Origin of the sequence: Microbacterium sp. NPDC057944 (assembly GCF_042887445.1) — a bacterium.
GTDB lineage: Bacteria > Actinomycetota > Actinomycetes > Actinomycetales > Microbacteriaceae > Microbacterium > Microbacterium natoriense.
This window is the reverse complement of sequence record NZ_JBHVPJ010000001.1, coordinates 274,393-289,744: the sequence shown is the minus strand read 5'-3', so window position 1 is coordinate 289,744 and position 15,352 is coordinate 274,393. Positions and strand designations below refer to the sequence as shown.

General features: G+C 68.9%; 12 protein-coding genes. 7 read left to right on the top strand and 5 right to left on the bottom strand.

What is annotated here, in order from left to right; all coding sequences use genetic code 11:
* Nucleotides 1–71: 71 nt before the first annotated feature.
* Nucleotides 72–3,272: a right-handed parallel beta-helix repeat-containing protein gene (locus ACFVRO_RS01410; protein ID WP_386948453.1), complete on the top strand. Its 3,201-nt coding sequence runs from the start codon at nucleotides 72–74 to the stop codon at nucleotides 3,270–3,272.
* Nucleotides 3,273–3,293: 21 nt separating this feature from the next.
* Here the strand turns inward: ACFVRO_RS01410 and ACFVRO_RS01405 are convergent, their stop codons facing one another.
* The 4 genes from ACFVRO_RS01405 to ACFVRO_RS01390 are packed head-to-tail and all read right to left on the bottom strand — an operon-like array spanning nucleotide 3,294 to nucleotide 8,143.
* A complete protein-coding gene (locus ACFVRO_RS01405) occupies nucleotides 3,294–4,307 on the bottom strand; it encodes an acyltransferase family protein (RefSeq protein ID WP_386948450.1) in 1,014 nt (337 codons plus the stop codon).
* A 4-nt stretch (nucleotides 4,308–4,311) separates the two neighbouring features.
* Entirely contained in the window at nucleotides 4,312–5,445 is a 1,134-nt protein-coding gene (locus ACFVRO_RS01400; RefSeq protein ID WP_386948448.1) for a glycosyltransferase, read from the bottom strand.
* On the bottom strand, nucleotides 5,439–6,605 hold the full coding sequence (locus tag ACFVRO_RS01395; RefSeq protein ID WP_386948445.1) for a DUF1972 domain-containing protein: 1,167 nt from the start codon (nucleotides 6,603–6,605) through the stop codon (nucleotides 5,439–5,441). The genes ACFVRO_RS01400 and ACFVRO_RS01395 overlap by 7 nt, the downstream gene beginning before the upstream one ends.
* Before the next feature lie 5 nt (nucleotides 6,606–6,610).
* On the bottom strand, nucleotides 6,611–8,143 hold the full coding sequence (locus ACFVRO_RS01390) for a sugar transferase (RefSeq protein ID WP_386948442.1): 1,533 nt from the start codon (nucleotides 8,141–8,143) through the stop codon (nucleotides 6,611–6,613).
* A 314-nt stretch (nucleotides 8,144–8,457) separates the two neighbouring features.
* On the opposite strand from ACFVRO_RS01390, the gene ACFVRO_RS01385 reads away from it, so the two are divergent.
* From ACFVRO_RS01385 to ACFVRO_RS01360, 6 genes are all read left to right on the top strand, one after another.
* Nucleotides 8,458–9,624, top strand: a complete 1,167-nt coding sequence (locus ACFVRO_RS01385) for a low temperature requirement protein A (RefSeq protein WP_386948439.1) — start codon at nucleotides 8,458–8,460, stop codon at nucleotides 9,622–9,624.
* Nucleotides 9,625–9,714: 90 nt separating this feature from the next.
* Complete coding sequence (locus ACFVRO_RS01380; protein WP_386948436.1) at nucleotides 9,715–10,683, top strand: intradiol ring-cleavage dioxygenase; 969 nt, start codon at nucleotides 9,715–9,717, stop codon at nucleotides 10,681–10,683.
* A 233-nt stretch (nucleotides 10,684–10,916) separates the two neighbouring features.
* Nucleotides 10,917–11,201 carry a hypothetical protein gene (locus ACFVRO_RS01375; protein ID WP_386948433.1) on the top strand — a complete coding sequence of 95 codons (285 nt, stop codon included), beginning with the start codon at nucleotides 10,917–10,919 and terminating at the stop codon, nucleotides 11,199–11,201.
* A 106-nt stretch (nucleotides 11,202–11,307) separates the two neighbouring features.
* Entirely contained in the window at nucleotides 11,308–12,429 is a 1,122-nt protein-coding gene (locus ACFVRO_RS01370) for a fatty acid desaturase family protein (RefSeq protein WP_386951575.1), read from the top strand.
* Between the two features lie 101 nt (nucleotides 12,430–12,530).
* Nucleotides 12,531–12,968, top strand: coding sequence for a MarR family winged helix-turn-helix transcriptional regulator (locus ACFVRO_RS01365; RefSeq protein ID WP_386948431.1), 438 nt, complete (start codon nucleotides 12,531–12,533; stop codon nucleotides 12,966–12,968).
* Nucleotides 12,965–13,561: a DUF998 domain-containing protein gene (locus tag ACFVRO_RS01360; RefSeq protein WP_386948428.1), complete on the top strand. Its 597-nt coding sequence runs from the start codon at nucleotides 12,965–12,967 to the stop codon at nucleotides 13,559–13,561. Before ACFVRO_RS01365 ends, ACFVRO_RS01360 begins: the two co-directional genes overlap by 4 nt.
* Nucleotides 13,562–13,681: 120 nt before the next feature.
* Here the strand turns inward: ACFVRO_RS01360 and ACFVRO_RS01355 are convergent, their stop codons facing one another.
* Nucleotides 13,682–15,136, bottom strand: a complete 1,455-nt coding sequence (locus tag ACFVRO_RS01355) for a cell division initiation protein (protein ID WP_386948425.1) — start codon at nucleotides 15,134–15,136, stop codon at nucleotides 13,682–13,684.
* Nucleotides 15,137–15,352 lie beyond the last annotated feature (216 nt).

Sequence of the window (15,352 nt, the reverse complement as noted above, 5' to 3'; positions counted from 1 at the left end):
CCCTGTTCTGCGGATGGGGGCATCTGTCGTTAGCGACGGGTGTGTCTTGTTGCATACAGAACGGTTCATACGTGACTTCCATCCCATCCAGACTCCGTCGTGCGCGCGCATCGCACGGCATCCTCGCCTTCCTCGTCGTCATCACCGCGCTCGCCGCGATGCTGACGGGCACGTCCCGCGCTGACGCGGCGACAACGGGGACGATCCTCACCGACACCATGGACCGCACCTCGGCCTCCGGCTGGGGCACCGCACCCGCGGGCGGCGCCTACACGGCATCCGCCTCCTCCGTCACGAGCGTGTCCGAGGGAGCAGCCTCACTGGCGGCCCCGGCGGCCGGGCGCACCGGGATGGTCCGCTGGAACGCGACGACCGCCGCCGACGTCGACCTGGTGACGACGGCATCCGTGCCGGAGCTCCCCGCGTCGAGCGGCGTGTACCTGAGCACCCACGTGCGCGACTCCGGCGATCGCTCGTATGCGGCCCGGCTGCGCCTCCTCGGCGACGGGCGCACCGAGCTCGAGCTCGTGTCGTTCTCCGGGTTCACGGCGACCGTGCTGTCGGGCAAGACGATCGCCCTGGGCGACGCGGTGGGCAGCGGCTTCTCGGTCGAGGTCGTCGCCGTCGGCACGAACCCCGTCCAGCTTCGGGCGCGCGCCTGGGCGACGGGGGAGACCCGCCCCGACTGGCAGGTGAAGGCGTCCGACTCCTCGGCGACCCGCATCACTGCCGCGGGCGGACTCGCGTGGAGCGAGTACGCCTCCACCGGGGGCGCGGTGGCGCCCGTCCTGATCCAGGACGTCACGGCGACCCCTGGCGCCCTCCCCGATACGGGCACGAGCAAGGGCTGCGCCGACGGCGACCTCGCCTGCGACCAGTTCGATCGCACGAACGGCACCGGATGGGGCTCGGCTGATCTGGGCGGGGCGTGGACCGCGTCCGGCGCGGCCGTCCTCAGCGTCGATGGCGATGCCGGAGTCATCTCCAGCCCTGCGGCCGGGCGTTCGTCCACCGCGACCCTTGCGGCCGCGGTCGCCGCCGACTCTCGCGTCACCGCCGACATCGGCATCCGCGCCCTGCCGACCGCGGGCTCGGGAATCTACCTGAGCGTGGCGAACCGCGTCGTGGGTGACTCCTCCTACGCCGTCCGCCTGCGGGTCATGCCCGACGGAAGCTCCGAGCTGCAGCTGGTCCGGCTGCAGAAGCTCGTCAGCGCCGAGGTGCTCGCCTCCGCCCGTCTCGAGGGCAAGGTGGCGGCCGGCGATGAGCTGCGGATCGCCTTCCAGACGACCGGCACCGCGACCGTCACCCTCTCGGGCAAGGCATGGCCGGTGGCCGGTGCCGAGCCCGCAGCGTGGAACGTGTCGGCGACGGACGCCTCGGCAGCGCGCGTCAAGGACGGCGGCCGCATCGGCATCGCGCTGTACTCGGCGAGCGGCGGCAGCACTCCGCAGGTCGCGATCGAGTCGATCGCCGTGCGCGCGGCCAAGGCCGGTACCGAGCAGCCTACCGAGCCGACGGAGCCCACGGAGCCCGAGGTTCCGACGAACCCGAACCCCGACGGGCCCTTCCCGCGGGGTGACGCCGGTGCGGCAGCCCCCGGATCCTTCTCCTTCTCCGCGCCTGCGACCGCGGTGCACGTGGCCCGCACGGGGTCCGACGCCAACAGCGGCACGGCGTCGCAGCCGATGCAGACCATCACCGCGGCGCTGCGCAAGGTGCCCAGCGGCGGCACGATCGTCGTGCACAAGGGCTCGTACCACGAAGAGGTGCTCGTCCCGCCGCAGAAGCGCGTGACGATCCAGCCGGCCCCGGGTGACGAGGTCTGGCTCGACGGCGCCGAGGCCGTGACCGGCTGGCGTGCCGAGGGCGGCGTCTGGGTCAAGGACGGCTGGACCGTCAGGCTCGACGCGAGCCCGACCTACACCAAGGGCGCTCCGGACGGCACGTCGGCGGGGTGGCAGTTCGTGAACCCGCAGTACCCGATGGCGGCGCATCCCGACCAGCTCTGGGTCGGCGGGGTGCAGCTCACCGAGGTCGCGACGCGTGCGCAGGTGAAGGCCGGCACGTTCTACGTCGACAAGGCCAGCTCGCAGCTGATCATGGGAACGGACCCGTCGGGCAAGCCCGTCGAGGCCAGCACGCTGACGCAGGCGCTGTCGATCCGCTCGGCGGGCACGGTCCTCCGCGGCATCGGCGTCAGGCGCTATGCGACCAGCGTGCCCCAGATGGGAACGGTCGTCATCGCGGCCGCCGATGTCACGGTCTCCGATGTCACGATCCGCGACAACTCGACCACCGGCCTCTACACCTGGTCTCCGCGATCGACCTTCACCCGCGTCTCCGTGCTCGGCAACGGTCTGCTCGGTGCGGGCGCATCGACCGCAGACGGGCTGCGGGTGAACCACCTGCTGTCGGTGGGGAACAACGCTCAGCAGTTCAACCGGGCGCCGGTGTCGGGGGCGTTCAAGGTCACGAGGTCCCGCGACATCGAGGTGAAGGACAGTGCGTTCCTCGACAACCTCGGTCAGGGCCCCTGGTTCGACGAGTCCGTCTACGACATCACCTTCACGGGCAACGACGTCGTGGGCAACACCGGCAACGGGCTGGTTTTCGAGCTCTCGGAGAAGGCGGTCATCGCCGACAACATCGTGTCCGATAACGCGTTGAACGGCATCTACATCATCGACACCGGCAACGTCCAGATCTGGAACAACACCGCGGTCGGCAATCAGCGCAACATCGCGATCATCCAGGACAAGCGCCGCGCATCCGACACGAGCGCCGCGGGTCACGACCCGCGGCAGCCGAACCCCGACCCGACGGTGCCGTGGATCACACGCAACACCGTGATCGTCAACAACGTGGTGGGGGATGCCGGAGGCAACTGCCTGATCTGCGTCGAGGACCGTTCGAAGGAGTTCACCGGAGGTCAGCTCGTGGCTCGCAGCGACGGCAACCTCTACTCCCGACCCGCCGTCACCGCCCCCGTGTGGTTCGGCATCTGGTCGCGGGGATCCGCGGGTGATCCCGCGGTGACCAACACGCTGAAGGCGTTCAGCACGGCCACCGGGCAGGACACGCACTCGATGCTCGTCGAAGGAGGATCCGTCGTCGACGACGAGTATCAGCTGGTGGTCCCTGCGGCTCCGGCTGCATTGGCCGCTGCGGCGCCGGCGGTTACGTCGATCGCGCAGACGATCCCCACGGCGATCGCCGCGGAGACGCGCCTGCCGTCGGGGGCGAAGCTGCTCGGGGCTCAGCCGCGCTGACCCGGGCGCTCCGCGCCGAACTCATCGTGTCGAGCGGCTGATCCTGGTGATCAGCCGCTCGATCGCGTGACGGAGCGGTCGTGGGGCCTCGAAGAGCCAGCGGATCGGGGCCCGCTTCTTTAAGACGGCGAGCACCGTGCCGATCGCGGCGGCGGCGACGAGGTTGATCAGCGCGAGCAGCATCCCGTCGATCGATCCGGCCAGCCAGATCGACAGGACCGCCATGACCGGGAAGTGGCTGACGTAGTAGACGATCGAGGAGCGCCCGAGGAACTGCAGCAGGCGCACGCCCTCCCCGCCGCGGGTGAGGTGCGAGAAGATCGCCGCCAGCAGCACCGTGCCCGCGATGCTGGCGGGCGCGCCCCAGACGGCGTACTGCAGCTGTTCGGGCCAGATGCACGAGGCCACTCCGAAGAGCACGACGGGCACCGCCGCGATCAGGGCCGCCCAGCGATGCGTGACGAGCTTCAGCGCATCGGGATGCTGGGCGAGCCAGTTGCCGGCGAAGAAGAAGACCGCGAAGTAGGCCAGCCGCTGCTCGGTGCTGCCCTGCGGCAGGAGGAGGCCCGCCACGGCGGCGACCGCCACCGGCGCCCATGCCGGCAGGCGGCGCAGCGCCGGGGCCGCCAGGTAATAGACGGCGATGAAGAACAGGAACCACAGGTACGAGGTGGCGTACCAGGCGCGCCAGTGCCACCACGGCGCGCCCTCGTCGAGGAATGTCACCATGGCGATCGTGACCCAGACCAGGTAGGGCCACAGGACCATCGCGAACTTCCCTGCGAAGTACTTCCCCGCGGGCTTGCTGATCGACCTCGGCAGGAGCATCCCCGACAGGAACATGAGGGTCGGCATCCGGTACGGGAGGAAGAACTCGTTCACCGTGCGGACGAGCTCGGGCATCTCCTGGCCGTAGAGCACAGGGACGGCGCTGGCGTGCCAGATCAGCAGCAGGAGGATGGCGGTGCCCCGCACGGCATCCATCCAGCCGATGCGGACGCGGGTCGACTCGCGAGTCTGCGGCTGCGACGTCATCGGTTCAGTCGGCGATGACAGCGTCGGCGACGGCCGAGCGGTAGATCGCCGGTGCGTGGCGGCGCAGCGCCTCCGCGCGGGACTCCGGCGTCTCGTCCACCATTCGCTCCCACTCGTCGCGGACGCGGATCAGTGCGTCGGCGATCGCCCCGGCGTCGTCGGGGACGACGAGCTGCGCGGTCGGGTACCCACCGGCCGCTTCGCGAAGGCCGCTGCTGTCGCTGGCGATCACCGGACGCAGCGCGAGGATGCCCTCGACCGCCGTGTTGCCGAACGGCTCGTCGACGCGCGAGGGCACGATGAGCACGTCGGCGTCGGCGAGGAACGGCCACACATCGGGGTGGAAGCCCGCGAAGTCCACATCGACTCCCGTGCTCTCGGCCTGCTCGCGCAGTTGCTGCTCGTACCACTCGTATCCGTCGAAGACGGCTCCGAGCAGGGTGACGGAGGCGTCGACGCCCCGAGAGCGGAGCACCGACGCCGCATCCACGATGAGGTCGGGGCCCTTACGCGGCGAGAGACGTCCGACGTAGAGGACGCGCAGCGCCCCGTCGACCGTCTTTCGCGCCGGGGTGGGATCGTCGGGGGAGCTCACTCCGTTGTAGACGACCGCCGCACGCCGGGCGAGGGCAGGAAGGGCCTGTCGGATGGTGTCGAGACTGAAACGGCTGTTGACGAGTGTGCGCTGAGAGGCCAGGTGCGGCAGATACAGCAGCGCGTTCACGATGCGGTTGCCCGACGCCTCCGCCTCGTGCACGTGACTCACGGAGCGGGTGCGACGCAGCCGCGCGATGATCGGCCACTGCGGGATGATGATGGTCGAGACGTAGACGGCGTCGGGGCGGATGCTCCCGATGAGTCGCCACGCCGCGCCGAGCCCGCGGAACATGTCGCGGAACAGTCGCGGGAGCCCCTTGGGCGTGAGCAGGACCTTGCGCAGCACGAGCATGGGGATGATGACCACCTCGGCGCCCGCCTCGCGGAGTGCGACGTCGAGCAGCCCACGGCTGGGCAGGGCGACGACGACACGCGCCCCCGACTCGACGAACCCGATCACGCTCTCGAGGAGCATCCGGTCGGAGCCGAACATCTCGGCGCCGGGGTGGGCGACGAGCACGGTCCTCTTCGCGGTCACCATTCCTCCGCCCGACGGCGTGCTCGCCGCGCGACGCGGTGCACGCTCTGCCCTGCCGCGATCCTGCGCGCGAGGTCTTCGTAGGCGTCGGCGACGTCGTCCCAGCGGAACGCGACCCGAGCCCGCTCCTTGGCGCGTTCACCGGACTCGCGCGTGGCCTGGATGTCGGCTTCGGCCTCTTCGAAGGCGGCCGCGGCGTCGGCCGGGGTGGAGAAGAACCACCCGTCTCCGTCGAGGACCTCGCGGTTGAAGGGCACGTCGAAGGCGATGACCGCGGTGCCGGCGCCCATGGCGCGCAGCAGGGAGGGGTTCGTGCCTCCGACCGAGTGGCCGTGGTCGTAGGTGAGAGCGTGGAAGTAGAGGGCGTCGAGCAGCTCCTGGTCGTACACGCCGCCGACCAGGCGGATGCGATCATCGCCCGCCGCGGCCTGCTGGATCCTCTGCGTGTACTCGCTGCTGTACGGCGCGGAGCCGACGACGACGAGCGGAAGCGTCGCGGTGCTGCGGCGGTAGCCCTCGACGATCTCGAGCACGTGGTTCTCGGGCTCGAAGCGCGCCACGATGAGGTGATAGCCCCCGGGCTTCAGACCCAGCTCCTCGACGCGCCCCTCGGCGACCTCGTCGAGGATCGGCGCCCCGTAGCGGATCATCTCCGTCGGGACCTGGAACTGGTGAGCGTAGTAGTCGGCGATGCCCGGGGCATCGGCGATGAGAGCGTCGCCCTTGCGGACGCCGAACTGCTCGGCCCACCGGTAATACGCCTTGCCGCGCGGCCCCCACTTCGAGCGCCGCCACTCCAGCCCGTCCATGTGCAGCGCGGTCGGCACGCGACGCAGCCGCAGGAAGGGGAGGAAGGGCGAGTTCGCCGCGTTGAAGACGAACGCGGCGTCGGGCCGGCGTCGGAACATCAGGTGCAGCGTCGACAGCCCGGTGTGGCTGAGCGTCTCGACCTGCTTCACCGGGACGGCGGGGAGGTGAACCACCCGCATCCCGAGATACTCCTTCTCACGGCTCGCCGAGCCGCGCGTGTACACGACGACGTCGTGACCGCGGTCGGCGAGTCGTCTGCCGACCTCCTCGACCGCGGTCTCGAATCCGCCGTATGCTGCGGGCACCCCTCGTGTCCCCACCATCGCAATGGTGAGGGCGTTCCCCTTGCTCATGCGTCTCAGTATGCCCCGCTCGGCTGCACCATGACCTTGGCGGTGCGCCACATGATCTGCAGGTCGTTCATCACGGACCAGTTCTCGACGTAGCGCAGGTCGAGGCGGACGCTCTCGTCCCACGACAGGTCGCTGCGTCCGGAGACCTGCCAGAGGCCGGTGATGCCGGGCTTGATGTAGAGGCGGCGGAAGACCGTGCCGTCGTACGCGGTGACCTCGCTGGGCAGCGGGGGACGCGGGCCGACGACGCTCATGTCGCCGACGAGCACGTTCCAGAACTGCGGAAGCTCGTCGAGCGACAGCTTGCGCAGGATCTTGCCGACGCGGGTGACCCGGGGGTCGTCCTTCATCTTGAAGAGCAGGCCGGCGCCTTCGTTCCGCGCCTTGAGAGCGGCGAGCTGCTGCTCGGCATCCGTCTTCATGGAGCGGAACTTCACGATCTTGAAGCGACGGCCGTCGCGGCCGACGCGCTCCTGGAAGAACAGCGCGGGTCCGGGAGAGTCGAGCTTGATCAGCGGCACGAGCACGAGAGACACGAGCCCGATCGGGATCAGCGCGAGAGTCGCGACCGTGACGTCGAGAGCGCGCTTGAGCACGTGGCGGCCGCCCTCGTAGCTCGGGATCTGCACCTGGATCAGGGGCAGCCCCTCGACGGGGGCGAAGGAGATGCGGGGGCCCGCGACGTCCGTCAGGCGGCTGGAGAGCACGAGCTCTGAGGCCGTGCCCTCCAGCTGCCAGCTCAACTGCTTGACGAACTCGGGGTCTCCGTCGGGACGGCTCGCCACGATGATCGTGTCGGCCCCGAGCTCTGCGGCCACGGTCGCGACCGTGTTCACGTTGCCGAGTACGGGGAACAGGGTCCCGTCGACCTCGACGTCACGCGCGTTGCCGTCGAGGAGTGTGGCACCGACGACCTGGTAGCCGGAGGCGCCGATCGGGTGCAGGGTGCGCACGACGTACTCGACGTCGTCCCTGTTGCCGACGACCAGCGTGCGCGAGGCGAACCGGCCGTGCACGCGCTGTGCGACCAGCCAGTGGCGCCACGCCCAACGCGTGATCAGCAGCGCGAGCAGCCCGACCGGAAGTCCGACGAGCAGGACGAGCTGCATGTGCTGCCACGCGAGCAGCACGCCGATCATCGCGATGATCCCGAATGCGAGACCGCTGGCGTTCGCGACGCCGCGGTACTCGGTGGCGCTGGCGCGGAACAGGGCTGCATCCCGAGTGTGCAGCACGCTGAGCGTCAGATACCAGAGCGTACCCAGAAGGATGCCGTCACGCAGGGCCTCTTCCCCCGCGGCGCCGGTCATCAGCTGGATCGCTGCTGTGACACCGACCGCGAACAGGATGACAGCCGCATCCGTGATCCGCAGTCGCATCCGGTAGCGACGCTCCCACTGGCGGCGTCGCTCGAGTGTGGCGGAAGCGCGCGGTGTGACCACCGTGCGTGAGACCGCCTTGGTGGCCCGCGGAGCGGCGACCGGCAGGAAGACGGAACCCGTACGAGTGATGCTCACAGCATCTTCGACGGACGTCATGCCGAGGCCTCGTGAGCCTTGAATGTACGCAGAAATCCCCAGTGCGACATAGTTTCCCCAGTAGTTCCCCAGACCGCGAACCCCACGCTCGCGGCATTGCGTCTGCAACCCGACCCCTCGGGCCTGCTGGATCATCGTGACCCCACGTCACGATTCGCGAACACCGTCCCACACGGGTTCGCATGCAGCAGGAACTGCAGACCACATCACTCTAGCGGATGGAGGTGGCGGAGGGAAGGTATTTCACACGAGTGGATGAACCGATATTCCAGAACACGCGCTATGGTGCGAATTCAGCCCGCTATTCTGACCCGGTGACCGCCACCTCCGCACCGCGATTCCGCCTCAGCCGGATGCTTCCGCGAGACCCGGCCCAGCCGCATCGCGCCGCCAGCTCGCTGGAGCTCTTCTTCGATCTCGTGTTCGTCGTCGCCGTGAGCGGGGCGTCGTTCCAGCTCCACGAGGCTCTCGCCCACGGCGAGTTCGCGCACGGCATCACCTCCTACGCGATGGTGTTCTTCGCGATCTGGTGGGCGTGGATGAACTTCACGTGGTTCGCCACCTCGTTCGACACCGACGACTGGCTGTACCGCGTCACGACGATCGTCCAGATGGGCGGCGTGCTGATCCTGGCCGCCGGCATCCCGCAGGCCTTCGCCGGCAACTTCACCGTCCCCGTGATCGGCTACATCGTGATGCGGTTCGCGATGATCGCGCAGTGGCTGCGCGCCAGCCGATCGAGCGAGGGGCCGCTGCGCACCGCCACCGTCCGGTACGCGGTGGGGATCGGGGCGGTGCAGGTCCTCTGGATCCTCTTCCTGCTCATCCCGAGCGGGCCGCTGCAGCTCATCGCCTTCATCGCCTTCGCCCTCATCGAGATCTGCGTCCCCGTCTTCGCCGAGTACCGGCATCAGACGCCGTGGCACCCGCACCACATCACCGAGCGCTACGGACTGTTCACCCTCATCGTGCTCGGCGAGAGCCTGCTCGCCTCCGCGAACGCGATCATCACGGCGATCGACGAGGTCGACGCCCTCGGGCCGCTGATCGGCATCTCGGTGCTGACGCTCGTGGTGACGGCATCCCTGTGGTGGATCTACTTCTGGCCGCCTCACCACCGCGCCATCACGTCCTTCCGGAGCTCCCTGCGGTACGGGTACACCCATTACTTCGTCTTCGCCGCGGCCGCGGCGTTCTCGGCGGGTATCGAGGTGCAGCTCGGCGTGCTCACCCACGAGAGCCACCTGTCGGCGATCGCCGCCTCGCTCACGGTGTCCATCCCGATCGCGGTCTTCCTGCTCGGCGTGTGGTGGGTCGCCATCCGCGACAACGCCGATCGTGTCGTCAACACGGTCGTCCCGATCGGCGCCGCGCTGGTGCTGATCGACGCGGTGCTCCCCACGTCGGTCGCCATCACCGCCGTCGTCATGGTGGGGATCGTGGTCACCCTCGTGCTCCGGCCTCCCGTCGCGCGTTCATAGATTTCGCATAGAAGAGGCAAAGGGTCCTGCTCGACTCCTCCGCGAACCTGGTGACTGCACACCAGCCGTGCGCACGAGAGGAGCCAGATCATGAGCCGTATCCCCGAGCCGACACCGACCCCGAACGGCCCCGCCTACGAAGGGCGCCTGCTCGATCATCCAGACGAGGAGGTCGTCGATCAGGGGGCGCCGTTCGACATCCGCACTCTGATCAGCCGCCGCGGCGTGCTCGGCCTCGCAGGGATCGGCGTGGGCGCGGTCGTGCTCGCGGCGTGCGCCCCGGCCGTGTCGAGCTCGACCACCGCGACGACCGGGACCGGAGGCGACTCGGCGACGACCGGGACGTCGAGTGGGGAGATCCCCGACGAGACGGCGGGGCCGTACCCCGGCGACGGCTCGAACGGCCCCGATGTTCTGGAGGAGTCCGGCATCGTGCGGCAGGACATCAGGACCTCGATCGACGGTTCGGCCACCGCGGAGGGCGTTCCGCTGACGTTCGAGTTCCAGGTGCTCGACATGGCGAACGGCGACAAGCCCTTCGAGGGCGTCGCGGTCTACGCCTGGCATTGCACGGCGCAGGGCGAGTACTCGATGTACTCGGAAGGACTCGAGGACGTCACGTACCTGCGCGGCGTGCAGGTGGCGGATGCCGACGGGAAGGTCTCCTTCACGTCCGTCTACCCCGGCTGCTACTCGGGACGCTGGCCGCACATCCACTTCGAGGTCTACCCCGATGTCGGCTCGATCGACGACTCTGCGAACGCCATCGCGACCTCGCAGATGGCGATGCCCGCGTCGTCGAGCACCGAGGTCTACCGGGAGTCCGCCTACGACGGATCGGCGCAGAACCTCGCACAGGTGACTCTCGCGAGCGACAACGTGTTCGGAGACGACTCGGGCGCCTCGCAGCTGGCCACCGTGACGGGAGATGTGTCGAGCGGGTACACGGCGACCCTCGTCGTCCGCGTCGACACCACGACGACGCCGACGGCGGGCTCTGCGCCGTCCGGGGGTGGGGGAGCCGGCGGTGGTGCCGGCGGCACGCCTCCCGCGCACTGAGAACCTGCGACGAGAGCGGCCCCCGGCGATGTGCTCCGTCGGGGGCCGAGCGGCGCGCGAGTCGATCTGCTATAGTGAGAATGCAACGTGTGTGATTCGCCCCTCTCGGCCGACACGTCGCCATTGATCAGGGCCATTACGGACCGCATGCATCGACGCGTGCGCAGTCTGCCCTCGATCTCACGAAATCTGCGGTGCGCCTGCGCGCCCGCCACAAAGCAATGAGCACCACCATGAGTAACACCACCTTTCCCCCGTTCGACCCGTTGACCTGGAAGCAGGCCGACGACGATGTGCACGTCGCGACGCGTGCCGGCGAATTCGCCGGCTTCGTCGAGTTCGACGGCACCGCCCATCTCGTCCGCGACAACCGCGGCACCGAGATCGGCTCCTTCACGACCCTCGACGACGCGTTCCTGGCGCTGGAGGAGGCTCAGGAGTCGGCGCATCGCGCGTCGACGTTTCCCCTGAGCCTTCCTCGCGCGCTGCGGCGCCGTCCGCGGCGCGCCAGGGCCTGAATCGTATGCCGTTCGGCGTATGCGGACAGGTCTAGCCTGAGGGTAGCGATCGGCATCCGCCCTTGGCTTCCATAGCTCAAGGGCTCCCGATCGACAGGAGAGCACCATCTCCATCACACAGGTCGATAAGACCGCCGCAACCGCCACGCTCGGACCGATCCGGCAGACGTACTCCGGCAACGCGGAGTTCCCGCCGATGGCGCACGCCTACAAGCAGGTGTCGCAGGTCGTCAGGGAGACCGGGCTGCTCCAGCGCACCCGCTGGTTCTACGTCCTCGTCGGCACGGGCATCCTGCTCGCGCTCGGCGGTGCCGTCACGGGCTTCATCCTGCTCGGCGACAGCTGGTTCCAGCTGCTGATCGCCGGCGCGCTCGGACTCATCTTCACGCAGATCGCCTTCCTCTCCCATGAGGCGGCGCACCGCCAGATCCTCAGCACGGGCCCAGCGAACTTCCGGCTCGCCCGCATCCTCGCCGGCAGCATCGGCATGAGCTACTCCTGGTGGGACTCCAAGCACACCAAGCACCACGGAAACCCCAACCAGGTCGGCAAGGACCCCGACATCGAGGTCGACACGATCTCCTTCCTGGAGACGGATGCCGCGAAGTCGCGCGGCCTCATCAAGCTGATCACCCGCAAGCAGGGGTGGCTCTTCTTCCCGCTGCTGACGCTCGAGGGCCTGAACCTGCACTACATCGGCCTCAAGCACCTCATGACCAAGAAGAACGTCAAGGGACGCTGGACCGAGCTGGGCATCATCGCCCTGCGCTTCGCGATCATCCTCGTGCCGGTGTTCCTGATGCTGCCGCTCGGCATGGCGTTCGCGTTCATGGGTGTGCAGCTCGCCGTCTTCGGCGTGTACATGGGCGCCTCCTTCGCGCCGAACCACAAGGGCATGCCGATCATCGACCCGAGTGCTCGACTGGACTTCTTCACGAAGCAGGTCCGCACCTCCCGCAACATCCGCGGAGGCTGGTGGGCGACGACGCTCATGGGCGGACTCAACTACCAGGTGGAGCACCACCTGTTCCCGAACATGCCGCGACCGCACCTGTCCAAGGCTCGGGAGATCGTGCGCGACTACTGCGCGGCGAACGACGTGCCGTACACGGAGACCAGCCTCGGCCGCTCGTACGCGATCGTCATCGAGTACCTGAACCGCGTGGGCCTGGCCGCCGGTGCTGATCCCTTCGACTGCCCCGCGGTCGCCCAGTTCGGGCGCGCATAGAGAGAGTCCTGCCTGACAGGGGCGCGATCGGCTTCGGCCGGTCGCGCCCCTTCTGCATCCTCTGCTTGCGATCAGTAACTTAAGGTATTAAGTTACTGATCATGGATCTCGCCTACGAACTGCACGATCTGGTCCGCACGCTCGACAGGTGGGCGGAGCGGATGCTGAAGCCTGAAGGGCTGAGCTACAGCCGCTACGTCGCCCTGGTGATCGTGTGCGAGCACCCGGGGCTCACCGGACGTGACCTCGCCAGAGGTCTGGGCGTCAGCGAGCCCGCTGCGAGCGGCCTGGTAAGGGCCATGCTGCGCGACGGACTCGTCGAGAACTTCGCGCCCGAGGGGGCGGGCAACATCCGCCGCCTGCGCGCGACCGACGCGGGGCACGCGCTGCAGAAGAGATGCGCCGAACTGCTCGGAGACTCTCTCGATCGCAACGCCCGCACGATCGGCATCGACCCCCTTCACCTCGCAGGCGTCATCCGCACCCTGCATGACGAGGTGCGCCTGGTGCGTGCCGCGACCACCGAGGAGCCCTCATGATCTTCGCCGCACTCGCCGCCGCCCTCTGGACGGCCAGGCTCGGCATGTTCGTCGCGCTGCACATCGTGCGCAGCGACTACTCGCCCGTGAAGCACGCGGTCAGCGACTATGCGGTCGGGCGCACTCGCACGCTCAGCTCGATCATGACCTGGACCACCGCCGGCGGATGGGGCGCGCTCGCCGCGGCGGTCTGGTTCGGGCTCCCCGAGTGGAGTGACCGAGTCGGGGTCGCCGCCTGGCTCGGCGTTCTCGCGGTGATCTTCGTCGCCCTGCCGTTCGTGCCGACCACGCTCGAGGGCGAGGAGATGACCACGATCGGGCGCCTGCACATGCTGGCCGCCGTGGCGTGGTTCGCGATCAGCTACTCGTGCATGGGCAACTTCGTCAGGCTTGCGGAGAGCACGGTCGGCGGTGGGCTGACGGTGACGCTGTCGGTGCTCAGCGTGGTGACGATGGTGGCGCTCGTGGCATTGATCGCCTCGCTCGTGCTGCCGTGGCTACGCTCCCGGACCTTCGGCATCGCCGAGCGGGTGTTCATCGTCGCGGTGAACGTGTTCTACCTGATCGTCGCGATCATGCTGCTCCTCGGCTGACGGGACCCAGGGGCGGTCTCGTCCACGCCGCGGAGCGGGCAGCGATCGGATCGGAGAGCGGAACGCCAGAGGGGGTGCGAGCGGAAGACCGCTCGCACCCCCTCTGGGCGAAGACGTCGATCAGCGGGTGGTCGACTCCTCGGCGTCGACCACGTCGATGGTGATCTTGCCGTCGATGGTGGCGGCCTCGTCGTCGAGCAGCTCGTCCTCGAGGACCTCGTCGCCGAGGAACACGTCGGCGGGCTCCGCCTCGATGATCTCGGCCTCGAAGGTCTCGACCTCGTCGTCGACGTCATCGATCTCGACGTCGTCGGAGGCGGCCGCTGCGGCAACCTCGGTCGCACCGGCGACGGCCACCGCGGCATCCGCCTTCGGGGCCGACGCAGGAGACTCGTCGCTGAACACGCCCTCCGGACGGATCATCTCGCGCACCTCGGCCATGAAGCTGGCGAGCTGCTGCTGCTGCCAGCGCAGCTGACGCGCGTGGTCCTCGGCGTCCCGCAGCACGGTGGACGTGTGCGTGGTGACCGAGTCGACGATCTTCTGCGACTTGACCCGAGCGCGGTCGAGCGTGTCACGGGCGCGCACCTGTGCGTCGGCTTCGATCGCGGATGCCTGCGTGCGCATCAGGCGCTCGTAGTCATCGGCCTTCGCGGAGATCCGCTGGGCGTGGTCGAGAGAGGCGGACACCTGCTCGTTCGCATCGGTGGTGATGCGCTCGGCGTGCGCGACGGCCTGGTTGTGCAGCACGAGGAACTCCTGCTGAGCGTCGTCCTGGCGGCGGGTGAGCGTCTCCTCGAACTCGAGGACGCGCGCGTTCATCTCGCGCACCTCGCGCTCGGCGTCCGCACGCAGCTGCTCGGTCTCGCGCGTGACGAGCGAACGAAGGGCGGCGGCGCCCTTCTCGGCCTCGGTGCGGATGGCGGTGGCCTCCTGCGACGCCTGGTGCACCTTCTCGGCGGCGTGCGCCGACTCGCGCTCGAGGCGAGCCTCGTGCGCCGTGAACTCGGTGTCGATCTTCAGACGGATCTGGTCGGCGTCATGCTGGGCGTGCGCGATGATACGCGTCGCGTCGGCGTCGGCCTCGGCGCGCTGCGCGGCGACCTCCTCGCGGGCGGCGGCCATCAGACGGTCGGCCTGCACGGCGGCGTTCTGGATGAGGACGTTGGCCTGCTCCTCCGCCACGCGCAGGATCGCCTCGAACTGCTCGCGCGAGGGCGCGTCCTTGCCCTCGGGGCGGGGCGCGTCGACGAGTTCGTTGGTCAGGGTGGAGACCTGCTGCTCGGCGTCCGCTGCCTGCGCCTTCGCGGCGGTGAGCTCGGCCTCGAGCACCTCGCGGGCGGAGCGCTCCTCGGACCGCACCGACTCCAGGGTGTCTTCGTGGCGTGCCTCGGCGTCGGCGAGGTCGGCTTTCAACTGCTGCAGCTGGTTGCGCAGGGAGCTCAGGGCCGAGTCGACCTCGGCCTTGTCGTAGCCGCGGAACGAGGCGGTGAATCCGCCGGTCGAGGACTGGTCCTTCGGAGTCTCCTCGATCAGCTTGTCGAAGAAGTCGTTGTCGGCGGGAGTTTCGCTCATGGGTCGGCCTTTCTGGCGGGGCCGTGGCGCAGACCGGTCGTGGGGCCGCGCAGGCCTGAGGAGGAGGGGCACGCGCACCGCGAAGACCTGCGATGGCGCTGTCATCCAGCCTAGCCGCGCTGCCTGTGAGTTGTGCAGTCAGTTCTGACGCGCGATCGCCGTGATCACGGCGATCATGTCCTCGTCGGGGACCGTGGCTGCGGCATCGGCGAACAG